The sequence below is a fragment of the Methylobacterium sp. C25 genome (genome assembly GCF_021352225.1).
In the GTDB taxonomy this organism is placed as follows: Bacteria; Pseudomonadota; Alphaproteobacteria; order Rhizobiales; family Beijerinckiaceae; genus Methylobacterium.
Window position 1 is genome coordinate 746395 of the sequence record NZ_JAAUVI010000001.1, and the last position, 21986, is coordinate 768380.

The 21986-nt window shown below is 67.5% G+C and carries 17 protein-coding genes; 7 read left to right on the forward strand and 10 right to left on the reverse strand.

Annotated features, from left to right (window positions below):
• Positions 1 to 4 precede the first annotated feature (4 nt).
• Positions 5 to 2860, forward strand: coding sequence for a DUF4159 domain-containing protein (locus HCU64_RS03525; RefSeq protein WP_233382381.1), 2856 nt, complete (start codon positions 5 to 7; stop codon positions 2858 to 2860).
• A gap of 46 nt (positions 2861 to 2906) precedes the next feature.
• A complete protein-coding gene (locus HCU64_RS03530) occupies positions 2907 to 4991 on the forward strand; it encodes a hypothetical protein (protein WP_233382382.1) in 2085 nt (694 codons plus the stop codon).
• Between the two features lie 33 nt (positions 4992 to 5024).
• Here the strand turns inward: HCU64_RS03530 and HCU64_RS03535 are convergent, their stop codons facing one another.
• The 5 genes from HCU64_RS03535 to HCU64_RS03555 form a co-directional block, all read right to left on the reverse strand.
• Complete coding sequence (locus tag HCU64_RS03535) at positions 5025 to 5525, reverse strand: GNAT family N-acetyltransferase (RefSeq protein WP_233382383.1); 501 nt, start codon at positions 5523 to 5525, stop codon at positions 5025 to 5027.
• Between the two features lie 43 nt (positions 5526 to 5568).
• Positions 5569 to 6672 carry a microcin C ABC transporter permease YejB gene (locus HCU64_RS03540; RefSeq protein WP_233382384.1) on the reverse strand — a complete coding sequence of 368 codons (1104 nt, stop codon included), beginning with the start codon at positions 6670 to 6672 and terminating at the stop codon, positions 5569 to 5571.
• Between the two features lie 13 nt (positions 6673 to 6685).
• Positions 6686 to 8554: an extracellular solute-binding protein gene (locus tag HCU64_RS03545; protein ID WP_233382385.1), complete on the reverse strand. Its 1869-nt coding sequence runs from the start codon at positions 8552 to 8554 to the stop codon at positions 6686 to 6688.
• Positions 8555 to 8676: 122 nt separating this feature from the next.
• Complete coding sequence (locus HCU64_RS03550) at positions 8677 to 10581, reverse strand: extracellular solute-binding protein (RefSeq protein WP_233382386.1); 1905 nt, start codon at positions 10579 to 10581, stop codon at positions 8677 to 8679.
• A gap of 138 nt (positions 10582 to 10719) precedes the next feature.
• On the reverse strand, positions 10720 to 11697 hold the full coding sequence (locus HCU64_RS03555) for a c-type cytochrome (protein WP_233382387.1): 978 nt from the start codon (positions 11695 to 11697) through the stop codon (positions 10720 to 10722).
• A gap of 277 nt (positions 11698 to 11974) precedes the next feature.
• On the opposite strand from HCU64_RS03555, the gene HCU64_RS03560 reads away from it, so the two are divergent.
• From HCU64_RS03560 to HCU64_RS03570, 3 genes are read left to right on the forward strand one after another with little or no spacing between them, the layout of a single operon-like run.
• On the forward strand, positions 11975 to 12718 hold the full coding sequence (locus HCU64_RS03560; RefSeq protein ID WP_233382388.1) for a 3-deoxy-manno-octulosonate cytidylyltransferase: 744 nt from the start codon (positions 11975 to 11977) through the stop codon (positions 12716 to 12718).
• A 16-nt stretch (positions 12719 to 12734) separates the two neighbouring features.
• Entirely contained in the window at positions 12735 to 13592 is an 858-nt protein-coding gene (locus tag HCU64_RS03565; RefSeq protein WP_233382389.1) for a prephenate dehydratase, read from the forward strand.
• A 27-nt stretch (positions 13593 to 13619) separates the two neighbouring features.
• Positions 13620 to 14834, forward strand: coding sequence for an MFS transporter (locus HCU64_RS03570; RefSeq protein WP_233382390.1), 1215 nt, complete (start codon positions 13620 to 13622; stop codon positions 14832 to 14834).
• A gap of 14 nt (positions 14835 to 14848) precedes the next feature.
• On the opposite strand, the gene HCU64_RS03575 is transcribed toward HCU64_RS03570, so the two are convergent.
• Genes HCU64_RS03575 through HCU64_RS03585 form a run of 3 tightly spaced genes read right to left on the reverse strand, consistent with a single transcriptional unit; the run spans position 14849 to position 17365 of the window.
• On the reverse strand, positions 14849 to 15622 hold the full coding sequence (locus tag HCU64_RS03575) for an ABC transporter ATP-binding protein (protein WP_233382391.1): 774 nt from the start codon (positions 15620 to 15622) through the stop codon (positions 14849 to 14851).
• A complete protein-coding gene (locus tag HCU64_RS03580; protein WP_233382392.1) occupies positions 15603 to 16337 on the reverse strand; it encodes an ABC transporter permease in 735 nt (244 codons plus the stop codon). The genes HCU64_RS03575 and HCU64_RS03580 overlap by 20 nt, the downstream gene beginning before the upstream one ends.
• Before the next feature lie 41 nt (positions 16338 to 16378).
• The gene (locus HCU64_RS03585) at positions 16379 to 17365 is read right to left on the reverse strand and encodes an ABC transporter substrate-binding protein (RefSeq protein WP_233382393.1); all 987 of its coding nucleotides are present in this window, start codon (positions 17363 to 17365) and stop codon (positions 16379 to 16381) included.
• A 228-nt stretch (positions 17366 to 17593) separates the two neighbouring features.
• Between HCU64_RS03585 and HCU64_RS03590 the strand changes: the two genes are divergently transcribed.
• Positions 17594 to 17965 (forward strand): 4a-hydroxytetrahydrobiopterin dehydratase, encoded by a 372-nt coding sequence (locus HCU64_RS03590; protein WP_233382394.1) that lies wholly within the window; start codon positions 17594 to 17596, stop codon positions 17963 to 17965.
• A gap of 70 nt (positions 17966 to 18035) precedes the next feature.
• On the opposite strand, the gene minC is transcribed toward HCU64_RS03590, so the two are convergent.
• Complete coding sequence (gene minC, locus HCU64_RS03595; RefSeq protein ID WP_233382907.1) at positions 18036 to 18710, reverse strand: septum site-determining protein MinC; 675 nt, start codon at positions 18708 to 18710, stop codon at positions 18036 to 18038.
• A gap of 327 nt (positions 18711 to 19037) precedes the next feature.
• Between minC and typA the strand changes: the two genes are divergently transcribed.
• Positions 19038 to 20855 carry a translational GTPase TypA gene (gene typA / locus HCU64_RS03600; RefSeq protein WP_233382395.1) on the forward strand — a complete coding sequence of 606 codons (1818 nt, stop codon included), beginning with the start codon at positions 19038 to 19040 and terminating at the stop codon, positions 20853 to 20855.
• Positions 20856 to 20932: 77 nt separating this feature from the next.
• Here the strand turns inward: typA and HCU64_RS03605 are convergent, their stop codons facing one another.
• On the reverse strand, positions 20933 to 21931 hold the full coding sequence (locus tag HCU64_RS03605) for an aldo/keto reductase (RefSeq protein ID WP_233382396.1): 999 nt from the start codon (positions 21929 to 21931) through the stop codon (positions 20933 to 20935).
• Positions 21932 to 21986 lie beyond the last annotated feature (55 nt).

Here is a 21986-nt window from a genome sequence, read left to right on the forward strand (position 1 = left end):
CGCGGTGTTCGGACTTCCCCTCACCTTCGCCGCACCGCTCGCGCTGGCCGCGCTCGCCGCGCTGCCGGCCCTGTGGTTCCTGTTGCGGGTGACGCCTCCGCGGCCACGCCGCATCGAGTTTCCGCCGCTCAAGCTCGTCGCCGACCTGCTGCCGAAGCGCGAGACGCCGGCCCGCACGCCGCCCTGGCTGCTGCTGCTGCGTATCCTCGCCGCCGCCTGCCTGATCCTTGCGGTCTCGGGGCCGGTCTGGAATCCCGCCGGCATCGGTGCTGCGGCCGGCCGCACGCCACTCCTCGTCCTGCTCGATAACGGCTTCAGCGCCGCACATGACTGGCGCGACCGGCTCCGCGCCGCCACCGACGAGATCGAAGGTGCTGCCCGCGACGGCCGCCCGGTGGCGCTGCTGCCGGCCGCCGATCCGGTCGGGACGCCGGGAAGCGTGCTCGAGGCCAAGGCGCCGGCTGCCGCGCTGGAACGCCTGCGCGCCGTGCAGCCCCGGCCAATCCTCACAGACCGTGCCGCGCACCTTCAGCAGATCGGCGCCTTCCTCGACAAGACACCGAACGCGGCCATCGTCTGGATCAGCGACGGCATCGAGGATGCCGGCGGCGCGAGCTTCTCGAAAGGCCTCGCCGACCTTGTCGCCAAGCACGGCACCGCACTCACGATCCTTAAGGCCGAGCAGCCACCCGCCTTGGCGCTGGCCGGCGGCGAGAGCGGCGGAAGGCTCGTCGCCCATGTCCTGCGCGCGTCGCCGAACGGACGCGATGCGGGTACCGTGCGCGCACTCGACCAGAAGGGCCTGCCCCTCGCCGAGACGCCCTATGCCTTCGAGCCCAACGGCACCGAGAAGGAAGTCGGCTTCGACCTGCCCGTGGAGATCCGCAACACCATCGCCCGGCTGGAGATCGTCGGCGAGCGCTCGGCCGGCGCGGTCGTGCTGATGGACGAGCGCGGCAAGCGCCGGCGCGTCGGGCTCGTCTTCGGCGGGACCAGCGACCAGGCTCAGCCACTGCTGGCGCCCACCTACTATCTGTCGCGCGCGCTCACGCCGTTCGCCGACGTGCAGCAGCCGCGCGGCGGCCAGGGCACGGCGGAAGCCATCGGGCAGATGCTCGACAACCAGGTCACGGTGCTGGTGCTCGCCGATGTCGGCGCGCTCGACGACAAGACGCTGGCGCGCGTCACCCAGTTCGTGGACGAGGGCGGCCTGCTTCTGCGCTTCGCCGGCCCGCGTCTCGCGGCCGGGAACGACCCGCTCGTGCCGGTGCGCCTACGTCGCGGCGGCCGCAATCTCGGCGGCACGCTCTCCTGGGACAATCCGAAGACGGTGGCGGATTTCGCGCCCGAAAGCCCCTTCGCGGGGTTGAAGCCGCCGCCGGATATCGGCGTGCGTCGCCAGATCCTGGCCGAGCCCGACGGCGACCTGCCCGGCAAGACCTGGGCCTCGCTGCAGGACGGCACGCCCGTCGTCACCGCCGAGAAGCGTGGCCAGGGCCTCGTCGTGCTGTTCCACGTCACCGCCGACACGACGTGGTCGAACCTGCCGCTCTCCGGGCTCTTCGTCGATATGCTGCGCCGGGTCGTCGGCATGGCCGGATCGGGCGCGAAGCCCACGACGGGCGATGGCGGACAAGCCAAGGCGGCTGTGCTGGCGCCGCGTCTGACGCTCGACGGTTTCGGCGCGCTCGGCTCTCCGCCTGCCTCGGCCACCGCCGTCTCGGCCGATTACGGTGACCGCGCCACGCACGATCATCCGCCCGGCTTCTACGGGCCGGCGGAGGGCGGCATCAGCGTCAACGCCCTGAAGCCCGACGATCGCCTCAAGCCGCTCGACATCGGCAGCATCGCCGGTGCGCGCCTCGGCGGGCTCGGCGGAGCAGAGACGGTGGATCTGCGCGCCGTCCTGTTCAGCCTCGCCCTGGCGCTGCTCGTGCTCGACACGCTGGCCGGCCTTTGGCTCGGTGGCTTCCTCGGTGGGCATGGCCGCGGGAGCGTGATGCGCCGCCTGCGCAGCCGGCCGGCCGCCATGGCTCTCGTGGGCCTCGGCCTGCTCGCTTTCTCGCCGGCAATCGAGCCTGCCCGCGCAGCAGATTCGCAGTCGAGCCGTGCCGGGAACATCGAATCCGCCCTGATCACGCGTCTCGCCTTCGTCACCACGGGCGACGAGACAGTCGACACGGCGAGTCGCAGCGGGCTCGCGGGCCTGACGCAGGTTCTCGCCGCCCGCACCGCGCTGGAACCCGGCGAGCCGGCGGCCATCGACCCCGCCAAGGACGAGCTCGCCTTCTACCCGCTGATCTACTGGCCGATCGTCGCCGGCCGGCCCCAGCCGAGCGAGGCCGCGATCCGCAAGATCGACGCCTTCATGCGCAACGGCGGCACCGTGATCTTCGACACCCGCGATGCCCTGGTCGCGCGCCCGGGCGGACCGCCGACGCCGGAAGGCGCCTATCTGCGCCAGATGCTCTCGACCCTCGAGGTGCCCGAGCTGGAGCCGATCCCGAACGACCACGTTCTCACCAAGGCCTTCTACCTCGTCGACAACTTCCCCGGCCGCTACACGACGGGCCAGACCTGGGTGGAGGCGCTGCCGCCGGCGCCAGCCGACAGCGCTGAGCGGCGTCCGGCCCGTGCCGGCGACGGCGTCACACCGATCATCATCACCGGCAACGACCTCGCTGCGGCCTGGGCCTTCAGCAAGGACGGGGCACCGCTCTACCCGATGTCGGGCGGCGACCAGCGCCAGCGCGAGATGGCGTTCCGAGGCGGCGTGAACATCGTGATCTACACGCTGACGGGCAACTACAAGGCGGATCAGGTCCACGTGCCGGCGCTGCTGGAGCGGCTAGGACAGTGATGTTTTTTCCGAGCAGCCCCCCTCCCCCACTCGAAGGCTTCGCCTCATGCTGAGCCTGAGCTTTACTCCGCTGATTCCCTGGCCGGTGCTCGCCGGCTTCGGCGTCATCGTCGCGCTCTTCGTCGTGCTCGCCGTCGTGGCGCGTGGCCGGACGGCCCTGCTGCGCGCCGTGGCGCTGGCGCTCGTGCTCGCGGCCCTGGCAAATCCGTCCCTCGTCCGGGAGGATCGGGAGCCGGTGAAGGACGTCGCCGCGGTGATCGTCGACCGCTCGGGCTCGCAGACGCTGGGCGACCGGCCGCAGATGACCGATCAGGTGAAGGCCGAGCTGGAGCGGCGCTTCGGCTCGCTCACCAATATCGAGCCGCGCTTCATCGACGTTCAGGACGCCAAGGACGGCGACGACGGCACCAAGCTGTTCACCGCTCTCTCGCAATCGCTCGCAGACGTGCCGCCTGAACGGCTGGCCGGCGTGGTGATGCTCACTGACGGGGTGGTCCACGACATCCCGCAGAGCCTGGAGGCGCTCGGCATCAAGGCGCCGCTGCACGTACTCGTCACCGGACACCCGGATGAGCGCGACCGGCAGATCAAGATGCTCGAAGCCCCCCGCTTCGGCATCGTCGGCAAGGACCTGACCATCCGGGCCGAGGTTCAGGAGCGCGGCGGCACGGGCAATGCCGTCGTCACCGTGCGCCGGGACGGCGAGGAGATCGGCCGCAAGAGCTTCCCCACCGGTCAGCCCTTCTCGCTCACCACGAAGATCGAGCATGGCGGCCCGAACGTCGTGGAGATCGAAGTCGAGCCGCTGCCGGGCGAGCTGACCACGGTGAACAACCGCGCCGTCCTGCCCATCGAGGGCATCCGCGAAAAGCTGCGCGTGCTGCTCGTCTCCGGCGAGCCTCACCAGGGTGAGCGCACCTGGCGAAACCTGCTGAAGTCCGACGCCAGCGTGGATCTCGTCCACTTCACCATCCTGCGGCCGCCCGAGAAGCAGGACGGCACGCCGATCTCCGAGCTGTCGCTGATCGCCTTCCCGACCCGCGAGCTGTTCGTCCAGAAGATCAAGGACTTCGACCTGATCATCTTCGACCGCTACGCCAACCAGAGCGTGCTGCCGTCGGCCTATTTCGACAACATCGTCCGCTACGTGAAGGAAGGCGGCGCTCTGCTCGTGGCCGCCGGCCCGGAATTCGCCTCGCCGATGAGTCTGGCGCGCACGAGGCTCGCTTCGGTGCTGCCGGGCGAGCCCAACGGCAAGGTGGTCGAACAGCCCTTCAAGGCTGCCCTGACCGATACCGGCGCGCGCCATCCGGTGACGCGGGCGTTGCCGGGCTCCGAGGCCAAGCCACCGGCCTGGGGCGACTGGCTGCGCATCGTCTCATCCGAGGCGCGGCCCGGCATCCAGCCCATCATGTCCGGCCCGAACGGTCTGCCGCTGCTCGAATTGTCGCGCGTCGACAAGGGTCGCGTGGCGCTGATGCTGTCGGATCAATCCTGGCTATGGGCGCGCGGCTATCAGCAGGGCGGTCCCTATCTCGACCTGCTGCGCCGCCTCGCCCATTGGCTGATGAAGGAGCCGGGCCTTGAGGAGGAGGCCCTGCGCGCCCAGACCACCGGCCGTGGCCGCGAGGTCCGCGTCGAGCGCCAGACCATGAGCGAGACGGCCGAACCCGTCACCGTGACCGGGCCGACCGGCAACACCCGCACTCTCGACCTGACGCAATCCGAGCCGGGGCTGTTCACCGCGACCTTCGAGGCGGAGCAACTCGGGCTGCACACTCTGCGCTCCGGCAATCTTGTTGCCTTCGTCAGCGTCGGCCCGGCCAATCCGCGCGAATTGGCCGATGTGTTCAGCGATACAGAGCGGCTGAAATCCGTGGCGGAGGCCAGCGGCGGCACCATCCGCCGCGTCTCCGATGCCAATGGCGGCACCACGATCCCACGCCTGCAGATCGTCCGCGGCGGCCGCCTCGGCGGTGCCGACTGGATCGGCTTCCGCCCGAGCGACAGCGCCAACATTCTGGGCGTGGAGGTCTATCCGCTCGCCTTGGGGCTGTGGGCGCTTGCGGCTCTCGCGCTGGCGGTGCTGGCAATGTGGCTGGTGGAGGGGCGGCGGGGCCGAGCGGCATAAGCCGCTCCAGCTCCTCCCTTCTGCTTGAGACGGCTAGCGCGCTCTGGAAATGGCCCCCGACACACCGTCGGCACCACCGTCCGTCAGCGCGAGCCACAGGAAGCGCGCCGGATCGACTGGTCCCGGCAAGACGAGACGCCCCATCGGCACAGCGGAGAAGCCGAAGCGCCGGTAATACGGCAGGTCACCGACCAGCACGACGAGCTTGTGGCTCCCGGCCCGCGCTGCATCGACTCCCGCATTCATCAGCGAGCAGCCGATGCCCCGATTGGAGAAGCTCGGATCGACCGTCAGCGGCCCCAGGGCTAGCAGCGGATGTCCAGCGGCTTCGGCCAGGCTGAAGCGGATCGAGCCGACTAGATAGGTCCCGACCAAGGCCGTGAAGCACAGCTCCGGCACCAAGTGCGCGCCCTCGCGCAGCCGATAGGCGGTGCGCGCGAAACGGCCCGGCCCGAAGGCCCGGGCATGCAGGCGCTCGATCGCCGCCGCATCGTCGGGACGTTCGAGCCGGATATCGAGGGGAAGCGCGGTCACTGCAGCGTCAATCGAAAGAGGTCCGCAGCGCCGATACCAGACCTCACGCCGCCCGTGCAGAGAAATCGATGCGCGGATCGATCCAGGTGTAGATCAGATCCGAGAGCAGGTTCACCGCCAGCCCCATCAGCGAGAAGATGTACAGGGTCGCGAACACGATCGGATAGTCGCGCCCGATGATCGCGGTAAAGGACAGGAGCCCGAGCCCGTCGAGCGAGAACATCGTCTCGATCAGCAGCGAGCCGGTGAAGAAGGCCGTGATGAAGGCGCCCGGGAAGCCCGAGATCACGATCAGCATCGCATTGCGGAAGACGTGGCCGTAGAGCACGCGCGTTTCGGTCAGCCCCTTCATCCGCGCCGTCATCACGTATTGCTTGCGGATCTCGTCGAGGAACGAGTTCTTGGTCAGCAGCGTGGAGGTGGCAAAGGCGCCGAGCACCAGGGCCGAGAGCGGCAAGACGAGGTGCCAGCCGTAGTCGAGCGCCTTCCCGGCAAGACTGAGCTGGTCGAAGTTTTCGGAAGTCAGACCGCGGATCGGGAAGATCTGAAAGAACGAGCCGCCGGCGAAGAGGATGATGAGGAGCAGGCCGAACAGGAAGCTCGGGATCGCGTAGCCGATGATGACGACGCTCGACGTCCAGATGTCGAAGCTCGACCCGTCCGAGACCGCCTTGCGGATGCCGAGCGGGATCGAGATCGCGTAGGAGATCAACGTCATCCAGAGGCCGAGCGAGATCGAGACCGGCAGCTTCTCCTTGATCAGCTGCAGCACCGAGACGTCGCGAAAATAGCTCTTGCCGAAATCGAAGCGGGCATAGTCCCAGAGCATCTTGGCGAAGCGCTCCGGGGCCGGCTTATCGAAGCCGAACTGCACCTCCAGCTTCTTGATGAAAGCCGGGTCGAGGCCCTGCGCGCCGCGATACTTCGAGTTCGAGTCGCCGCTGCCGCCGCGCGTCACACCACCGCCGAGATCGCCCTGGCCGCCGGTGATGCGCGAGAGCGATCCCTCCTGCTGGCCCTGCATCTGCGCGAGCACCCGTTCCACGGGGCCGCCAGGGGCGAACTGGATGATCGCGAATGTGATCAGCATGATGCCGAAGATCGTCGGGACCATCAGCGCGATGCGGCGGGCAATGTAGGCGAGCATGCAGGTGCCGTCCTCAGTTTCGCCCGATCCGCGCGGCCTTGGCCTCGTCGAACCACCACAGGCCCGGTGCGCCGAGCCCGTATTTCGGTGGCTTGTCTGGGTGGCCGAACACGTCCCAGACCGCGAGCTTGTAGTTCGGCGAATACCAGGCGGGAATCCAGTAGCGCCCGGCGCGCAGGACCCGGTCGAGAGCCCTGCAGGCGATGGTCAGCTCCGCGCGAGAGCCCGCTGCCACGACCTTGTCCAGCAGCGCATCGACCGCGGGGTCGCTGACCCCGGCGAGGTTGTTGGAGCCTGCAATCCCGGCCGAGCGGGAGCCGTAAGATTCGCGGACTTCCGGTCCCGGGGTCGGATCGGCGCCCGATGCCCGGGAGCTGATATCGAAGTCGAAGTCCCGCATGCGGGCCTGATACTGCGAGACGTCGACCACGCGCTGGCTCGCCTTGATGCCGAGCAGCCCGAGATTCTTGATGAAGGGCTGGATCACCGGCTCGAAGACCGGATCGTTGTCGAGGAATTCGAATTCGAGCGGCTTGCCGGTCGGCAGCAGCAGCCGGCCGCCATCGCGCTTGCAGCCGGCCTCCTTCAGCAGCGTGTCGGCCCGCTTGAGCAGGGCGCGATCCTGTCCCGAACCGTCGGCGACGGCCGGCGACCACGGCTCGCCGAAGACGTAGGGGGCGACGATCGCTGAGAGCTTGTCCCGCAGCGGCTCGAGCAGGGTCAGTTCCTCGGCGGAGGGCGTCCCGTTCGCCATGAGGTCGGTCTTCTCGAAGAAGGACGAGGTGCGGGTATACGCCCCGTAGAAGGCCGAACGGTTCGTCCAGGGGAAGTCGAAGCACAGCCCGATCGCCTCGCGGATACGCGGATCCTTGAAGGCCTCGCGGCGGGTGTTGAAGTACCAGGCCTGGATGTTAGGCGGCGACTCGTCGGGCAGCGTGTCGCGCTTGACGCGGCCTTCGCGCACGGCCGGGAAATCATAGCCCGTCGCCCAGATGCGCGAGGTGTATTCCTGACGATAGGTGAAGGCGCCGCCCTTGAAGGCCTCGAACGCCACCTGTCGGTCGCGGAAATACTCGTAGCGCACCCGCTCGAAGTTGTTCTGGCCGACCGTCACGGGCAGGTCCGCCGCCCAGTACTGGGGTACGCGCTCTAGCTCGATGAAGCGGCCGATATCCATGCGCGAGACCCGGTAAGGGCCCGAGCCGAGGGGAGCCTGAAGGGTCGGCTCCTCGAAATCCCGGGATGCGAAGAAGGTCGCGGAAAAAATCGGGAGCTGCGCCACCACCAGCGGCAGGTCGCGGCTGCGCCCGGCCGCGAAGCGCACCACCAGCGTCTCGTCGTTCTCGGCTGTGGCCTCGGCCATGTCGCGGATGACCTGGGAGATGGTCGGATGGCCCTTCTCCTTGAGGATGGTCAGGGAGAAGGCGGCGTCCTTGGCGGTCAGCCGGGTGCCGTCGTTGAAATGGGCCTGGGGTCGCAGGAAGAACCGGTAGGTCAGGCCGTCCTGGCTGATCTCGACGGCGCGAGCAACGAGCCCATAGAGCGCGTCGGGCTCGTCCAGCGCCCTCACCATCAGGGTGTCGAAGGTGAGGTTCATCCCCGCCGCGCCGTTGCCGCGGAAGACGTAGGCGTTCAGCGTGTCGAAGGTGTCGAAGGCCTGGTTGCCGAAGGTCTGCGTGAGTTGCGCGGAGAAGCTGCCGCCACGGGGAGCTTCGGGGTTCACGTAGTCGAAATTCGGAAAGTCAGCGGGGTATTTGAGCTCGCCAAAGCTCGACAGGCCGTGCGTGATACGCGCCTCGGCGGCACGAGACCGATGCGGCAGCACGCCCGCAGCGGTGAAGGCGCCGGCACCGATCAGGAGGTCGCGCCGGCTCGTCTGCATGATCCCGTCATCGCGATCCGCAAGCAAAGCATCCCGGGGCAACACCCGCGACCCCACCTCGTTGGGTCTGCATTGCTTCGCTTCGCTCGCAATGACCGGAATGCGCTCGACGGGCACCTTGCTCAACGCGGCGCCCCCGTCTTGGCGGCGAGCGTATCGTCGTACCACCAGATCGTGGGAAAGCCGGAGCCGCCGTATTTCGGCAGCACCTTCGGGCGCGAGAAGCGGTTCCAGTGGATCGTCCGCGTCACCGGGGACGACCATTGCGGCAGCACGTAGTTGTGGGCCAGCAGCACGCGGTCGAGGGCGTGGGTCGCCGCGATCTGGCTCTCGCGATCGGTGGCGTAGACCACCTTTTCGATCAGGGCGTCGATGGCCGGGTCCTTGATGCCGGCGAGGTTGCGCGTGCCCGGCTTGTCGGCGGCGGCCGAGCCCCAGAACTCGCGCTGCTCGTTGCCGGGCGAAAGGGATTCCGGCCAATTCGAGGTGGTGATGTCGAACTCGTAGCCGCGCATCCGGTTCTGGTACTGCGCCTGGTCAATCACCCGGATCGAGCTCTGGATGCCGATCAGCTTGAGCTGCGCAGCGAAGGGCAGGATCACCCGCTCGAACACGTTCTGGAACTCCAGAAATTCGACGGTGAGCGCTTCGCCGCTGGTCTTGTTGACCATCTGGCCGCCCTTCAGCTCGTAGCCGGCCTCGCGCAGCAACTTCACCGCCTCGCGCAGGTTGGCGCGCACCGCCTCGGGGGTGACGTTGACCGGGTTCTTGTAGCGCTCGGTGAAGACGCTGGCCGGGATCTTGTCCTTCAGGCTCTCCAGCAGATCCTTCTCCTTGCCCTCGGGCAGGCCCTGCGAGGCGGCGAGCTCGGAGCCGTAGAAGAAGGAATCGATCCGGCTGTATAGCCCGTAGAAAAGCTGCCGGTTCATCTCCTCGAAATTCATGGCGAGGTTGAAGGCCCGGCGGACACGCTCGTCCTTGAACTTGTCCTTGCGCAGGTTGAACACGAAGGCCTGCATGATGCCGGTGCCGCGACCTGGGAATTCCTCCTTGATCAGGCGGCCTTCCTTCACGGCTGGGAAGTCGTCGTAGGCTGTCGCCCAGTTGCGGGCGATGTTCTCGGTGCGGAAGTCGTAGAGGTCGCCTTTCAGCGCCTCCAGCAGCACCGAGCCATCGCGAAAATACTCGAAGCGCACGGTCTGGAAGTTGTTGCGCCCGACATTCACGGCCACGTCCTTGGCCCAGTAATCCGCGACGCGCTCGTAGATCGCGCTGCGGCCGGCATCGATCTTGGCCAGCTTGTATGGCCCCGAGCCCAGCGGCAGCTCCAGGGTGGTCTGGGTAGCGTCCCGCGGCTTGCCGCTGGCGTCCTTGCCCGTCCACCAGTGCCTGGGCAGCACCTGCATCTGGCCGAGCACCTGCGGCAGTTCGCGATTGCCGGCCTCATCGAAGCGGAAGGTGACCTCACGCTCGGCTGTCTTTTCGGCCTTCGAGACGCTCTGGTAATAAGCGGAATAGAATGGGCTGTTGGCCTTCAGCGTGTCGAAGGACCAGATCACGTCGTCCGGCGTGATCGGCTGGCCGTCATGCCACCTGGCCTCCGGGCGCAGGCGATAGGTGACGGATTTGCCGTCCTCGGCAATGCGCACGCCCTCCGCGATCAGGCCGTAGGAGGAGAACGGTTCGTCGCCCGAATCCTCCATCAGCGAGTCATAGATCTGGGTGATCCCGCCCTCGAGGTCCCCCTTCAGCCCGTTGACGATGTAATTGAGGTTGTCGAAGCCGCCCTGGGCTCCGAGCCGAACGAGGCCGCCCTTAGGAGCAGCCGGGTCGGCATAGTCGAAGTGCTTGAAATCGGCCGGGTATTTCGGGTCGCCGAGCAGCGTCAGCGCGTGGCGCCAGGTGCCGGGCGCCTCCTGGGCCGAGACCTGAGCCGCGCCCCCCTGCGCTGCAGCGTTGCGGGCGGCGGCGACGGCCAGAGCTCCGATGAGGAAGCTACGGCGTCCGATCACGGCGGGTGCTGTCACGGTCGAGCGGTCTCCCGGTCTCTCTCGCGGCAGGCGTGCCGCGTGGGTCGGGCGACGTTCTAGGACGGAGGCCGGCCCGAGGCCAACCCGACGCGTGCGCGCAGGGTGGACTTCGGACGGGGCTGCGCGCTTACCTGCTTACTGCTGAGCCGGCTTCTCGTCGGCAGGCTTCTGCTCGACCGGCTTGTCGGCAGGCTTGGCATCCGCAGGCTTGGCATCCGCAGGCTTGGCATCGCCGGCAGGCTTGGCGTCATCCGCCTTCTTCTCGCCCTCGGCCGGCTTGGATTCGGGCTTCGCCTCGTCTGCCTTCTTCTCGGGCTCGGCAGGCTTGTCGGCCGGCTTCGCCTCCGCGGGCTTGGCGTCTGCAGGCTTGGCGTCTGCAGGCTTGGCATCTGCAGGCTTGGCATCTGCAGGCTTCTTGGCATCCGCCGGTTTGTCGGCAGGCTTCGCGTCGGGCTTCTTGTCACCCTCGGCCTTCTTGTCAGCCTCTGCGGGAGCCTTCTTGTCGCCTTCGGCGGGCTTGGCCGCGTCGTCCTTCTTGCCCTCTTCCTTCTTGTCCGCGGCCGGAAGCGGCTTCGGGCTGTCGGCGAGGGTGTGCAGGTAGGCGATGACGTTGGCGCGGTCGGTCGGGGAGGAGATGCCCTGGAAGGCCATCTTGGTGCCCTTCACATACTCGCCGGGCTTGGTCAGGAAGTGATCGAGGTCCTCGTAGCTCCAGTCGCCGCCCTTGGTCTTCATGGCGTCGGAATAGCCGAAGCCCTCGTGCGAGCCTTTCTTGCGGCCGACGACCTCCCAGAGGTCCGGACCCATCTTGTTGGGGCCGCCCTTCTCGAAGCTGTGACAGGCCTGGCAGGCCTTGGTGCCGCCCTTGCCCTTTTCGGCATCGGCGCTGGCGAGGCGGGTCGCGATCGAGTCCCCAGCACCCGCAGCCTCGCCGCCGCCTGCCGGCGCGGCGCCGTGCTCTCCGCCCTCCTTGCCACCACCCGGCAGGGCATAGCCCGCGGTGCCGGCGGGCTTCGGCGTGTAGATCAGTTCGGCGAGAAAACCCGTCCCGAAGGCGAACAGCAGGGTCCCGAGCACCGCGCCCGCGACCTTGTTGATCTCGAAGGAGTCCATTCTCGCCAGCTCCGCGCAGGGTCCGGGACCCGGCCTATCGATGGTCCGAAGGCAAGCCGCCGGACTTTGGAGGATTTCGAAGGTGCTTAGCCGCAAGCCCCCGTTCCTGACAATGGCCGAGCACGTCGCGAAGGGTCGCATCACGCGGAATTGGTGGCCATCGGTGTGGGCGAGCCGACCGATGACACTCCGGCTCGCGCAGGCGTTCCATGACAAGGTCAGCCGCCGCTGTTAAGCACCGGCCTTCCGCGGCGTTGCCCGCGCCTTCGATCGAACCATGTCCGATCCGCTCGTCCTGATTCCCGCCCGCCTCGCCGCGACGCGCCTGCCGAACAAGCCGCTCGCCGAGATCGCTGGGGAGCCGATGATCGTGCATGTCTGGCGCCGCGCCATGGAGGCCGGCATCGGCCCCGTCGTGGTCGCCACCGACACCCCCGACATCGCCGCCGTGATCGAGGCGCAGGGCGGCCTCGCCGTGATGACGCGCGTCGACCATGCCAGCGGCTCGGACCGGCTCGCCGAGGCTCTCGAGATCGTCGACCCCGACGGCCGCCACGACGTCGTCGTGAACGTCCAGGGCGACCTTCCGACCATCGACCCGTCGGTGATCGGTGCCGTGCTGCCGCCCCTCGCCGACCCCTTCGTGGACATCGCGACGCTCTGTGCGGTGATCACGGAGGCCGAGGAGGCTGAGAATCCGAACGTCGTGAAGCTCGTCGGCCACAACGTCGGCCCCAACCGCCTGCATGCGCTGTATTTCACGCGGGCTCGCGCGCCCTGGGGCGAAGGCCCGCTGTTTCACCACATCGGACTCTATGCCTACCGGCGAAAGGCACTGACCCGCTTCGTCTCCCTGCCGCAGGGTGAGCTCGAAAGGCGCGAGAAGCTGGAGCAGCTGCGCGCCCTCGAAACGGGCATGCGCATCGACGCCATGATCGTCGACGACCTTCCGCTCGGCGTCGATACCCCCGCCGATCTCGACCGTGCCCGCACGCTGCTGACGCGTCGGCGGCTCAACTGACCGAAGCCTTCAGACCATGACCGACAAGACCATCGCCTATCAGGGCGAGCCCGGCGCCAACTCGCACATCATCTGCGCCCAGGCCTATCCCGATTGGGCCTCGCTGCCCTGTGCCACCTTCGAGGACGCGTTCGCGGCCGTGACCGAGGGGCGCGCGGCGCTCGCGATGATCCCGATCGAGAACTCGATCGCCGGTCGCGTCGCCGACATCCACCACCTGTTGCCGCATTCGCCGCTGCACATCATCGCCGAGCACTTCCTGCCGATCCGCTTCCAGTTGATGGCGATGCCGGGGGTGAAGATCGAGGACCTGCGCAGTGTACACAGCCACGTCCACGCGCTGGGCCAGTGCCGCCGCGTGATCCGCCGGCTCGGCTTGAAGCCGGTGGTGGCCGGCGATACCGCCGGCGCGGCCCGCGAACTGGCCGAGGCCCGCGACCCGACCCGCGCGGCGCTCGCTCCGGCGCTAGCGGCGGACGTCTACGGGCTGGAGATTCTGGAGAGGGACGTCGAGGACGAGGCCGACAACACCACCCGCTTCGTGGTCTTCTCGCCCGAGCATGGACCGACCGTGCCGATGGGGACGGAAACTGTGACCAGCTTCGTTTTTCGGGTGCGCAATATACCAGCCGCGCTCTACAAAGCGCTGGGGGGATTCGCCACCAACGGCGTCAACATGACGAAGCTCGAAAGCTACATGGTCGAAGGGCGGTTCACCGCCACGCAATTCTACGCCGAAGTGGACGGACACCCGAACGATCCGGCACTGGTGCGCGCCCTGGACGAGCTCCGCTATTTCTCGCGCGAGTTGCGGATCATCGGGACCTACCCGGCTCACCCATTCCGAGCGACGACGCGGCAAGCGGCGGAATAGGCCTGCCGTCATGACGGACCGTTCCGCATGACCGCCGGATTCGGATCGACCAGCGCAGCCGAACCAAGCCCATCGTCGCATTCCCGGCTGGTCCTCGTGCTGGCGGCGGCCGGCTTCGCCAGCAGCTTCGCCCTGCGCTCGGCAGAGCCTCTCGTCGGCGTGCTCGCGCGTGACCTGGAGAGCGACCCGCACACGGTGGCCCTCCTGTCTGCTGCCTTCGCGCTGCCCTATGCGCTGATCCAACCGATCCTCGGCCCCGTGGGCGATGCCCTGGGCAAGGAACGTGTGCTCGTCGCCGTCCTCGCCGCCCTGACCGTCGCCCTGATCGGCTGCTCGGCTGCACCAAATCTCGAGCTTCTCTTCGGACTGCGCATGATCGCAGGCGCCGCGGCCGGCGGTTGCATCCCGTTGTCCCTGGCGATGCTCGGAGACCGGGTGCCGATCGCGCAGCGCCAGGTCGCGATCAGCCGATTTCTCGTCGCGGTGATCCTCGGCCAGCTCCTGGGCTCGACTTTCGCCGGTCTGATCGAGGCCTTTGTCGGTTGGCGCGGGGTCTTCGCCTCAACCGGCATCGTCGCGGCGCTCGGCTGCGCCACCACGCTGTTCGGCTTCGACAAGGACAATCGGGCGCCCCCTAGGCCGATCGAGGTCCGGCAGGCCATCGCGCGCTATGGTTCGCTCATCGCCAATCCGCGGGCGCGGCTTCTATTCTCTGCGGTTTTCGTCGAGGGCGTCGCGATCTTCGGCGTGCTGCCCTACATCGCACCGCTGCTGGCCGCCCGCGGAGAGGGAGGTCCACGCGAGGCCGGCCTGGTGCTTGCCGGCTTTGCGGTGGGAGGCCTGCTCTATTCGCTGATGGTACCGCTGATGCTGCGCTTCCTCGGCATCTACCGAATGCTGATTGTCGGCGGCGCCATCTGTGCCGTCGCCTTGCTGATCGTCGGGCTCGCCGGCAACTGGCCGGTTGATTGCGCGGCCTTCGTCGGCCTCGGCCTCGGCTTCTACATGCTGCACAACACCTATCAGGTGCAGGTGACGGAGCTTTCCTCGACGGCGCGGGCCTCGGCGGTCGCCCTGCACGCCTTCTCGTATTTCTGCGGGCAGGCCATCAGCGTCGCCATCTTCGGCTTCACGCTGGAGCATCTTGGGCAGTTCCCGGCCTTGTCGCTCTGCGCAGCGGTGATCTTTGCCGTGGGCGTGGTGACCTCGATCCGGTTGGCGCTGCGCCCGAAGGCTGCCTAACCGAGAGCGGTTGATCAGTCGGCGATCACGCTCGGATAGCGTTGCGCCAACCCACTCCGCGTCGCCTCGGCCCAGCCGCGCGTCCGCTGTGCCCGTGGCGTGTCGAGCGGAATGGCGGCAACGAGGCTCGCCGGGCGGCCGGAGAGCAGCAGCAGCCGGTCGGCGATCTCGATGGCCTCGTCGACGTTGTGGGTGACCATCAATACGCTTGTGCCGAAGCGCGCCACTGCCTGGACCACGAGGCCACGAAGTCCCGCGGCCGCCGCATCGTCGAGCGAGACGAATGGCTCGTCGAGGACGAGGATGCGCGGCTCCTGGGCCAAGGCGCGGGCCAGGGAGACGCGGCGCTGCATGCCCAGCGAGAGCGCACCCGGATAGCGCGAGCGCCACGGCGTCAGCCCGAGGGATTCGAACAGATCATCGAGATTTTTTGCCCGTTCGGGTCGTGGGAGCGCCAAGCGCACGTTCTGCTCGACGGTGCGCCAGGGCAGCAAGCGCGGGTCCTGAAACACCATGGCGATGCCGGCCTCGGCCGGATCGGGCGCGACGCTGCCCTCGTAGTCGGCGTCGAGGCCGAGGAGGATGCGCAAGGTCGTGGTCTTGCCGGCGCCCGAGGGGCCGATCAGGCAGGTGATCTCCCGTGGGCCGACATCGAAGGCGAGGTTGCGCACCGCCTCCACCGGCTCAGTGCCTGCGCGGCGATAGACCTTCTTTGCGATGGCGACCCGCAGCAGCGGCTCACTCACCTCGGTCAGCGCTGCGGCAATCTCAGCGCCAGCGGCGGACATGGGCATCGATCGGCTGGAGGATCAGGGTGTCGATCGCGAGCATCACGGTCATGAAGACGAGGCTGTAGCCGATCACCGCCGTGACGTCGAAGAGCTGGAAATAGTAGTTGATGGCAAAGCCCACGCCGTTCGGCCGGCCGATCAGCTCCACCACCAGAACGATCTTCCAGGCGAGCGAGATGCCCGAGCGTGCCGCTGCGATCACGAAGGGCTGGAGCTGCGGCACGAGAACGTTGCCGATCCAGGTGCGCCTGTCGAAGCGATAGCTCGCAGCCATCTCCTCCAGGCCGGGATCAAGCCCGCGAGCACCCTCGCGCATGATCACCGCGACGTTCGGCAGCTTGTTCAACGCCACCGCGACGATCGCCGCCGTCTCGGTGAGCCCGAGCCAGACATAGGCGAGCACGGTGATGACCAGGGCCGGAGTATTGAGGATGACGAGCAGCGGCGTGTCGAGGATCTGGTCGGCCCATTTCGAGCGACCGAGCACGATGCCGAGCAAGCCGCCGAGGCTCATGGCGATCACGAAGGAGACGGCCACGCGCGCCAGCGTCACACCGACATTGGTGAACAGGTCGCCCTTCTCGGCTTCGCGGATAACGAAGGCGAGCACGGCGCTGGGCGCGGGCAGCGTGCGCACATCCGCGTAAACGGACACGGCCTGCCACAGCACCAGCAGTACGACGAGCGAAACGAGACGCGTGAGGAGAGCCATCAGCGCGTCAGCGGCTCCGGACGAGGCGTGAGATCACGAACTCAACCCTTGCCCGTCGCATCGAGATAGAGGTTCGGTGGCAGGGTCTTACCGGTGCCGACGAGCTGCTCGCCACCCGTGCGAACCAGCGTCGAGAAGATCTGCTCGCCATCGGCCCGTTCGGCGTCGACGGATCGACGCGGCACGCCGGCGAGAAAGTCGCGCTTGAGTACCTCGAAGGTCGCATCGTCCTCCGCTGCCATCAGCGGCCGCACGATGCTCCAGGCCTCGGGCTCATTGGCAAGGATGTCCTTCGCCGTGCGCGAGGCGCGAGCGAAGCCCTTCACCGCCTCGGGGCGCTGATCGACGGTCTCGCCCTCGAACAGGTAGCCGATCAGCGAGACCGCACCCTTGGCGCCGAAGGCCCGCATGACGTCGTCGGCACTGATCAGGCGCTTGAATCCCTTGGCCTCAAGACGTGCGCAATACTGCCAATAGAGCAAAGCAGCATCGAGTTCGCCGGTCTCGAGCTTCTGCGCGAGGAGCGGCGGTGCGCCGAAGGCGAGCTGGGCATTGTGCTCGAGGTCGATGTCGCCGGTCTCACGGCCCTGCGCCTTCAGCAGCACCCAGCTCTTGTCGAGGGCGCCGCCCGCCACCCCGAGCCGCTTGCCCGAGAGGTCCTTCAGCCCTTTGATCGGACTGTCGGCGGGCACCATCACAGCGCCCTCGGTGGTCGAATAGGGCAGGAACTTCACGTTGCGGCCCTCGCTGCGCAGCCGCGCCGCCCAGATCAGGTCGCCGACGATGGTGTCGAGCCGGTTGCCTTGAAAGGCGATGCGCGCAGCGTCGTTCCCGGCGAGCTTGACCAGCTCCAGGGTGAAGCCATTCGCCTCGTCGAGCTTCCGCGCTTTGATGACGGCCGCTTCCCAGGAGGCGGTGCCGAAGGGGAGGACGCCGAGCTTGATCGTGTCGGAGGCCGCACGCGCCGGCAGGATGGCCGGAAGCGGCCAGAGCGCTGCGGTCGCGAGCAATCCGCGCCGTGACAACATGGGCGGCTTCTCCCTAGACCGTCGGGGACCGATCATCCGACCCTGCTGGCCGAACGCAATCTCTTGAATTTCAAATAAGGTTTCGCTTTCACGCCGTCCACAGCGCAGAGGCTCTACGGGGCTGCGGCAAATGCCGTACCCGGACGCCGCACCGGAGGACGGTTGCGCCGTCCTGGAACGCGGCGCAAGCTTCGTGCGAGACGGATCACGATACGAGGAGAGACGAGCATGGCCAAGGCGACGGTCTTCGACGACGCGCAGGTTGAGGAGCAGCTGAAGACCGAGCTGCCGACTTGGCGCTTGGAGGATGGCTGGATCCGGCGGACCTACAAAACGGCCGGCTGGAAGGGCACACTGATGATCATCAACACCGTCGGCCACCTCGCCGAGGCCGCCTTCCACCATCCCGACATCACCGCTTCCTACGCCTGGGTCGAGGTTCGGCTCATGAACCATGCGGCCAAGGGCATCACCGAATCTGACTTCGCCCTGGCGAAGAAGATCGAGGACGTGGTGATGTGGCAGCCCGGCAAGGAAGACGGGCCACTCTCCGGCACGCCGGACGACCCGCGCTTTGCCTACATCAAATATGAGAAATAGCCGGCTATTTTCCTGCTCATCGCGTCATCCCGGAGCGCGGAAGGCGAGCCCGGAATGACGGAGTGGTCCTTCAGTCGAGCGCAGTCACGACGATGGCATCGTCGACGAGCCGGGCATGGACCGCCTGCCCCCAATGCTTCTGCCCGAGGTCGTCGGCAGTCTTGTAGAGCCCGTCGATCGCGATGAGTTCGGGCTCGAAGCGACGGGCGACGATGCGGGCATTGGCGTCCCCCACGGCTCCGGCAATGGCGCGTCCACGCAGCGCGCCATAGACGTGGATGGAGCCGCCGGCGATGATCTCGGAGCCCGAGGCGACCGAGCCCATCACGGTGACGTCCCCTTCGAGGTGCTGCACCACCTGCCCGGACCGGACCGGCTGATCGAGCACCAGCGAGCGCGCCCGCGTCGTCGGCTTGGCGGCCGCCGGAGCCGGCGCGGCGGGAGCCGATGAGGCAACGTTGGCATTGCCCTCGGGCACGGTGACGTCATCGGCCGGTTTCCCTCCCGTCAGCGGGGGCGGGAAGCCGGGGCCGAGTGCCGTCGGGCCGATGCCCTCGATGCCCAGAATGGTGATGCTGCGCTTGGCGAGTTCGGCGCAAAGCTCGGTGAGATCCGAGCGGTCGAAACTCAGGCCCGTCACGTCGAGGATCAGCGCCCGCACCGTGAGGAAGGCTGGTGCGCGCTGCTTGAGCGCATCGAGCTCATCGAGCCACTGCGCGATCGGCGGAACCGGTGCCAGCACCATCGCCAGGAACGAGCGCCCACGGAAGCGGATCGGCGGGCGAGAGGTGTCAGGGCCGGTCAAGGCAGTATCCGCTGAGGGTCGAGGACGGGTGGGCCATCCGTCCTTATAGCAGGTTGCACGCCGCACCCGTGGCCGCGACGCCCCGTCAACACGTTTCCGTCGTGGCTTTTTCCTCTCGGAGAGTCGGCATGCGCACGGGTGCCTTGCCGGATGCGACGGCTGTCTCTATTGCAGCGCGACACGATTTAGCCTGCCCGCCCGACATCGAGGGCCGCATGACGCGGCCCCCGCCCTGTCGGGCTCGACCCGTTTCGGACCTTATTCCCGATGAAGCTGCGCAACATCGCCATCATCGCCCACGTCGACCACGGCAAGACCACGCTCGTCGACAAGCTGCTCCAGCAGTCGGGCACCTTCCGCGAAAACCAGCGCGTCGAAGAACGGGCGATGGACTCCAACGACCTGGAGAAGGAACGCGGCATCACCATCCTGGCCAAGGCGACCTCGGTCGTCTGGAAGGACACCCGCGTCAACATCGTCGACACCCCCGGCCACGCCGATTTCGGCGGCGAGGTTGAGCGCATCCTGTCGATGGTCGACGGCGTGATCGTGCTGGTGGACGCCGCCGAGGGCCCGATGCCGCAGACCAAGTTCGTGGTCGGCAAGGCGCTCAAGATCGGCCTGCGCCCGATCGTGGCGATCAACAAGGTCGACCGGCCGGACGCCCGTATCAACGAGGTAGTCAACGAGGTGTTCGACCTCTTCGCCGCCCTCGACGCCACCGACGAGCAGCTCGACTTCCCGATCCTCTACGGCTCGGGCCGCTCCGGCTGGATGAACACAGCGCCGGAGGGCGACCAGTCCGAGGGCCTCGCCCCGCTCTTCGACCTCGTGCTCCAGCACGTGCCGCAGGCGAAGACCGAGGACGGCCCGTTCCGCATGCTCGGCACGCTGCTCGAGGCCAATCCGTTCCTCGGACGCATCATCACCGGGCGGATCGCATCCGGCACGGTGAAGCCGAACCAGTCGATCAAGGTCCTCGATCGTACCGGCAAGGTCGTCGAGACCGGGCGCGTCTCCAAGATCCTGGCCTTCCGCGGCCTCGAGCGCGCCCCGATCGACGTGGGCGAGGCCGGCGACATCGTCTCCATCGCGGGCCTGCTCAAGGGCACCGTGGCCGACACCTTCTGCGACCCGCAGGTCAACGAGCCGATCCAGGCCCAGCCGATCGATCCGCCGACCGTGACCATGTCCTTCATCGTCAACGATTCGCCGCTCGCCGGCACCGAGGGCGACAAGGTCACGAGCCGCATGATCCGCGACCGCCTGTTCAAGGAGGCCGAGGGCAACGTCACGCTCAAGATCGAGGAAGCCGCCGACAAGGATTCGTTCTACGTCTCCGGCCGCGGCGAGTTGCAGCTCTCGATCCTGATCGAGACCATGCGCCGCGAGGGCTTCGAGATCGCGGTCTCGCGTCCGCGCGTCGTCCTGGAGAAGGACGAGGATGGCAGCACGCTGGAGCCGGTCGAGGAGGTCGTGATCGACGTCGACGAGGAGTATTCCGGCGTCGTCGTGCAGAAGATGTCCGAGCGCAAGGCCGAGATGATCGAGATGCGTCCGTCGGGCGGCGATCGCCTTCGCCTCGTCTTCCACGCCCCGACCCGCGGCCTCATCGGCTACCAGGGCGAGTTGATGACCGACACGCGCGGCACGGCCATCATGAACCGCCTGTTCAAGGCCTACGAAGCCTTCAAGGGCGAGATCGCCGGCCGCCGCAACGGCGTGTTGATCTCGAACGACAAGGGCGAGGCCGTGGCCTACGCCATGTGGAACCTGGAAGACCGCGGCCCGATGATGATCGAGCCCGGCGCCAAGGTGTACCAGGGCATGATCGTCGGCGAGCACAACCGCGAGAACGACCTCGAAGTGAACGTGCTTAAGGGCAAGAAGCTCACCAACATCCGCACCACCTCGAAGGACGAGGCCGTGCGCCTGACGCCGCCGATCCGGATGACGCTGGAGAAGTCGCTGGCCTGGATCCAGGACGACGAGCTGATGGAAGTCACGCCGAAGTCCATCCGCCTGCGCAAGACCCACCTCGACCCGAACGACCGCAAGCGGTTCGAGCGCTCGAAGGAAGCCTGACGGGCTGAGCGTCCCGCTAGAGACGAGCAAAACGAAACGGCCCGGGGCAATACCGCCTCGGGCCGTTTCGTTTCGGCTTACCGGTTGATCATCGCCATGCCCGGCGCGGTATAGCGCGCGCCGACTACGGCCTCGCGCGGGATCGCAGCCTCGATCTCGGACAGCTCGGCAGCGCTCAGTGCGATGTCCGCCGCTGCAACGTTCTCTTCGAGCCGCGAGATCTTCCGGGTGCCCGGAATCGGTACGATCGCATCGCCCTGGTGCAGCACCCAGGCGAGCGCGAGCTGCGCGGTCGTCACGCCCTTCGCGTCGGCGATCTTTTCGAGCGTCGCCACCAGCGCGAGGTTGGCCGCCAGCGCATCGCCCTGGAAGCGCGGCGAAGTGCGACGGTAATCGTCTTCCGGCAGGTTGCTGAGATCCTTCAGCGCGCCCGACAGGAAGCCCCTGCCCAGCGGCGAATACGGCACGAACCCGATGCCGAGCTCCTTGCAGGTCGGCAGCACGGCGGCCTCGGGGTCGCGTGTCCAGAGAGAATATTCGCTTTGCACGGCGCTCACCGGCTGCACGGCATGAGCGCGGCGGATGGTGTCGGCGCTCGGCTCCGAGAGGCCGAAGGCGCGCACCTTGCCGGCCTTGATCAGCTCGCCGACCGCGCCGGCCACGTCCTCGATCGGAACGTTCGGGTCGACGCGGTGCTGGTAGAACAGGTCGATATGGTTGATGCCGAGCCGCTTCAACGAGGCATCGGCGACCTGCTTGATGTGCTCCGGGCGGCTGTCGAGCCCGGCGATGCGGCTCAGACCCTTGCCCTCGGGGCTGATGTCGAAGCCGAACTTGGTGGCGATGACGACCTTGTCGCGCAGGCCCCTCAGCGCCTTTCCGACGACCTCCTCGTTCTCATAGGGGCCGTAGACTTCCGCCGTGTCGAACAGGGTGACGCCGACCTCGACCGCGCGGCGCAGGGTATCGATCGCCCCCGCCTCGTCCTGGCCGCCGTCATAGACACCGGTGAACCCCATGCAGCCGAGGCCGATGGCGCCGACGTTGAGGTCCTTTCCGAGCTGACGTTGTTGCATGCCGTTTCTCCTGGCTCGTCGAATGCCAGGGTAGATACGGCCATGGTGTCATCCG

What these genes read in the sequence shown, in the direction of transcription:
- HCU64_RS03530 (WP_233382382.1), top strand. Translation starts at nt 2,907, where the DNA reads ATGCTGAGCCTGAGCTTTACTCCGCTGATTCCCTGGCCGGTGCTCGCC.
- HCU64_RS03540 (WP_233382384.1), bottom strand. Translation starts at nt 6,672, where the DNA reads ATGCTCGCCTACATTGCCCGCCGCATCGCGCTGATGGTCCCGACGATC.
- HCU64_RS03545 (WP_233382385.1), bottom strand. Translation starts at nt 8,554, where the DNA reads ATGCAGACGAGCCGGCGCGACCTCCTGATCGGTGCCGGCGCCTTCACC.
- HCU64_RS03555 (WP_233382387.1), bottom strand. Translation starts at nt 11,697, where the DNA reads ATGGACTCCTTCGAGATCAACAAGGTCGCGGGCGCGGTGCTCGGGACC.
- HCU64_RS03560 (WP_233382388.1), top strand. Translation starts at nt 11,975, where the DNA reads ATGTCCGATCCGCTCGTCCTGATTCCCGCCCGCCTCGCCGCGACGCGC.
- HCU64_RS03565 (WP_233382389.1), top strand. Translation starts at nt 12,735, where the DNA reads ATGACCGACAAGACCATCGCCTATCAGGGCGAGCCCGGCGCCAACTCG.
- HCU64_RS03570 (WP_233382390.1), top strand. Translation starts at nt 13,620, where the DNA reads ATGACCGCCGGATTCGGATCGACCAGCGCAGCCGAACCAAGCCCATCG.
- HCU64_RS03575 (WP_233382391.1), bottom strand. Translation starts at nt 15,622, where the DNA reads ATGTCCGCCGCTGGCGCTGAGATTGCCGCAGCGCTGACCGAGGTGAGT.
- HCU64_RS03580 (WP_233382392.1), bottom strand. Translation starts at nt 16,337, where the DNA reads ATGGCTCTCCTCACGCGTCTCGTTTCGCTCGTCGTACTGCTGGTGCTG.
- HCU64_RS03585 (WP_233382393.1), bottom strand. Translation starts at nt 17,365, where the DNA reads ATGTTGTCACGGCGCGGATTGCTCGCGACCGCAGCGCTCTGGCCGCTT.
- HCU64_RS03590 (WP_233382394.1), top strand. Translation starts at nt 17,594, where the DNA reads ATGGCCAAGGCGACGGTCTTCGACGACGCGCAGGTTGAGGAGCAGCTG.
- minC (WP_233382907.1), bottom strand. Translation starts at nt 18,710, where the DNA reads ATGGTGCTGGCACCGGTTCCGCCGATCGCGCAGTGGCTCGATGAGCTC.
- typA (WP_233382395.1), top strand. Translation starts at nt 19,038, where the DNA reads ATGAAGCTGCGCAACATCGCCATCATCGCCCACGTCGACCACGGCAAG.
- HCU64_RS03605 (WP_233382396.1), bottom strand. Translation starts at nt 21,931, where the DNA reads ATGCAACAACGTCAGCTCGGAAAGGACCTCAACGTCGGCGCCATCGGC.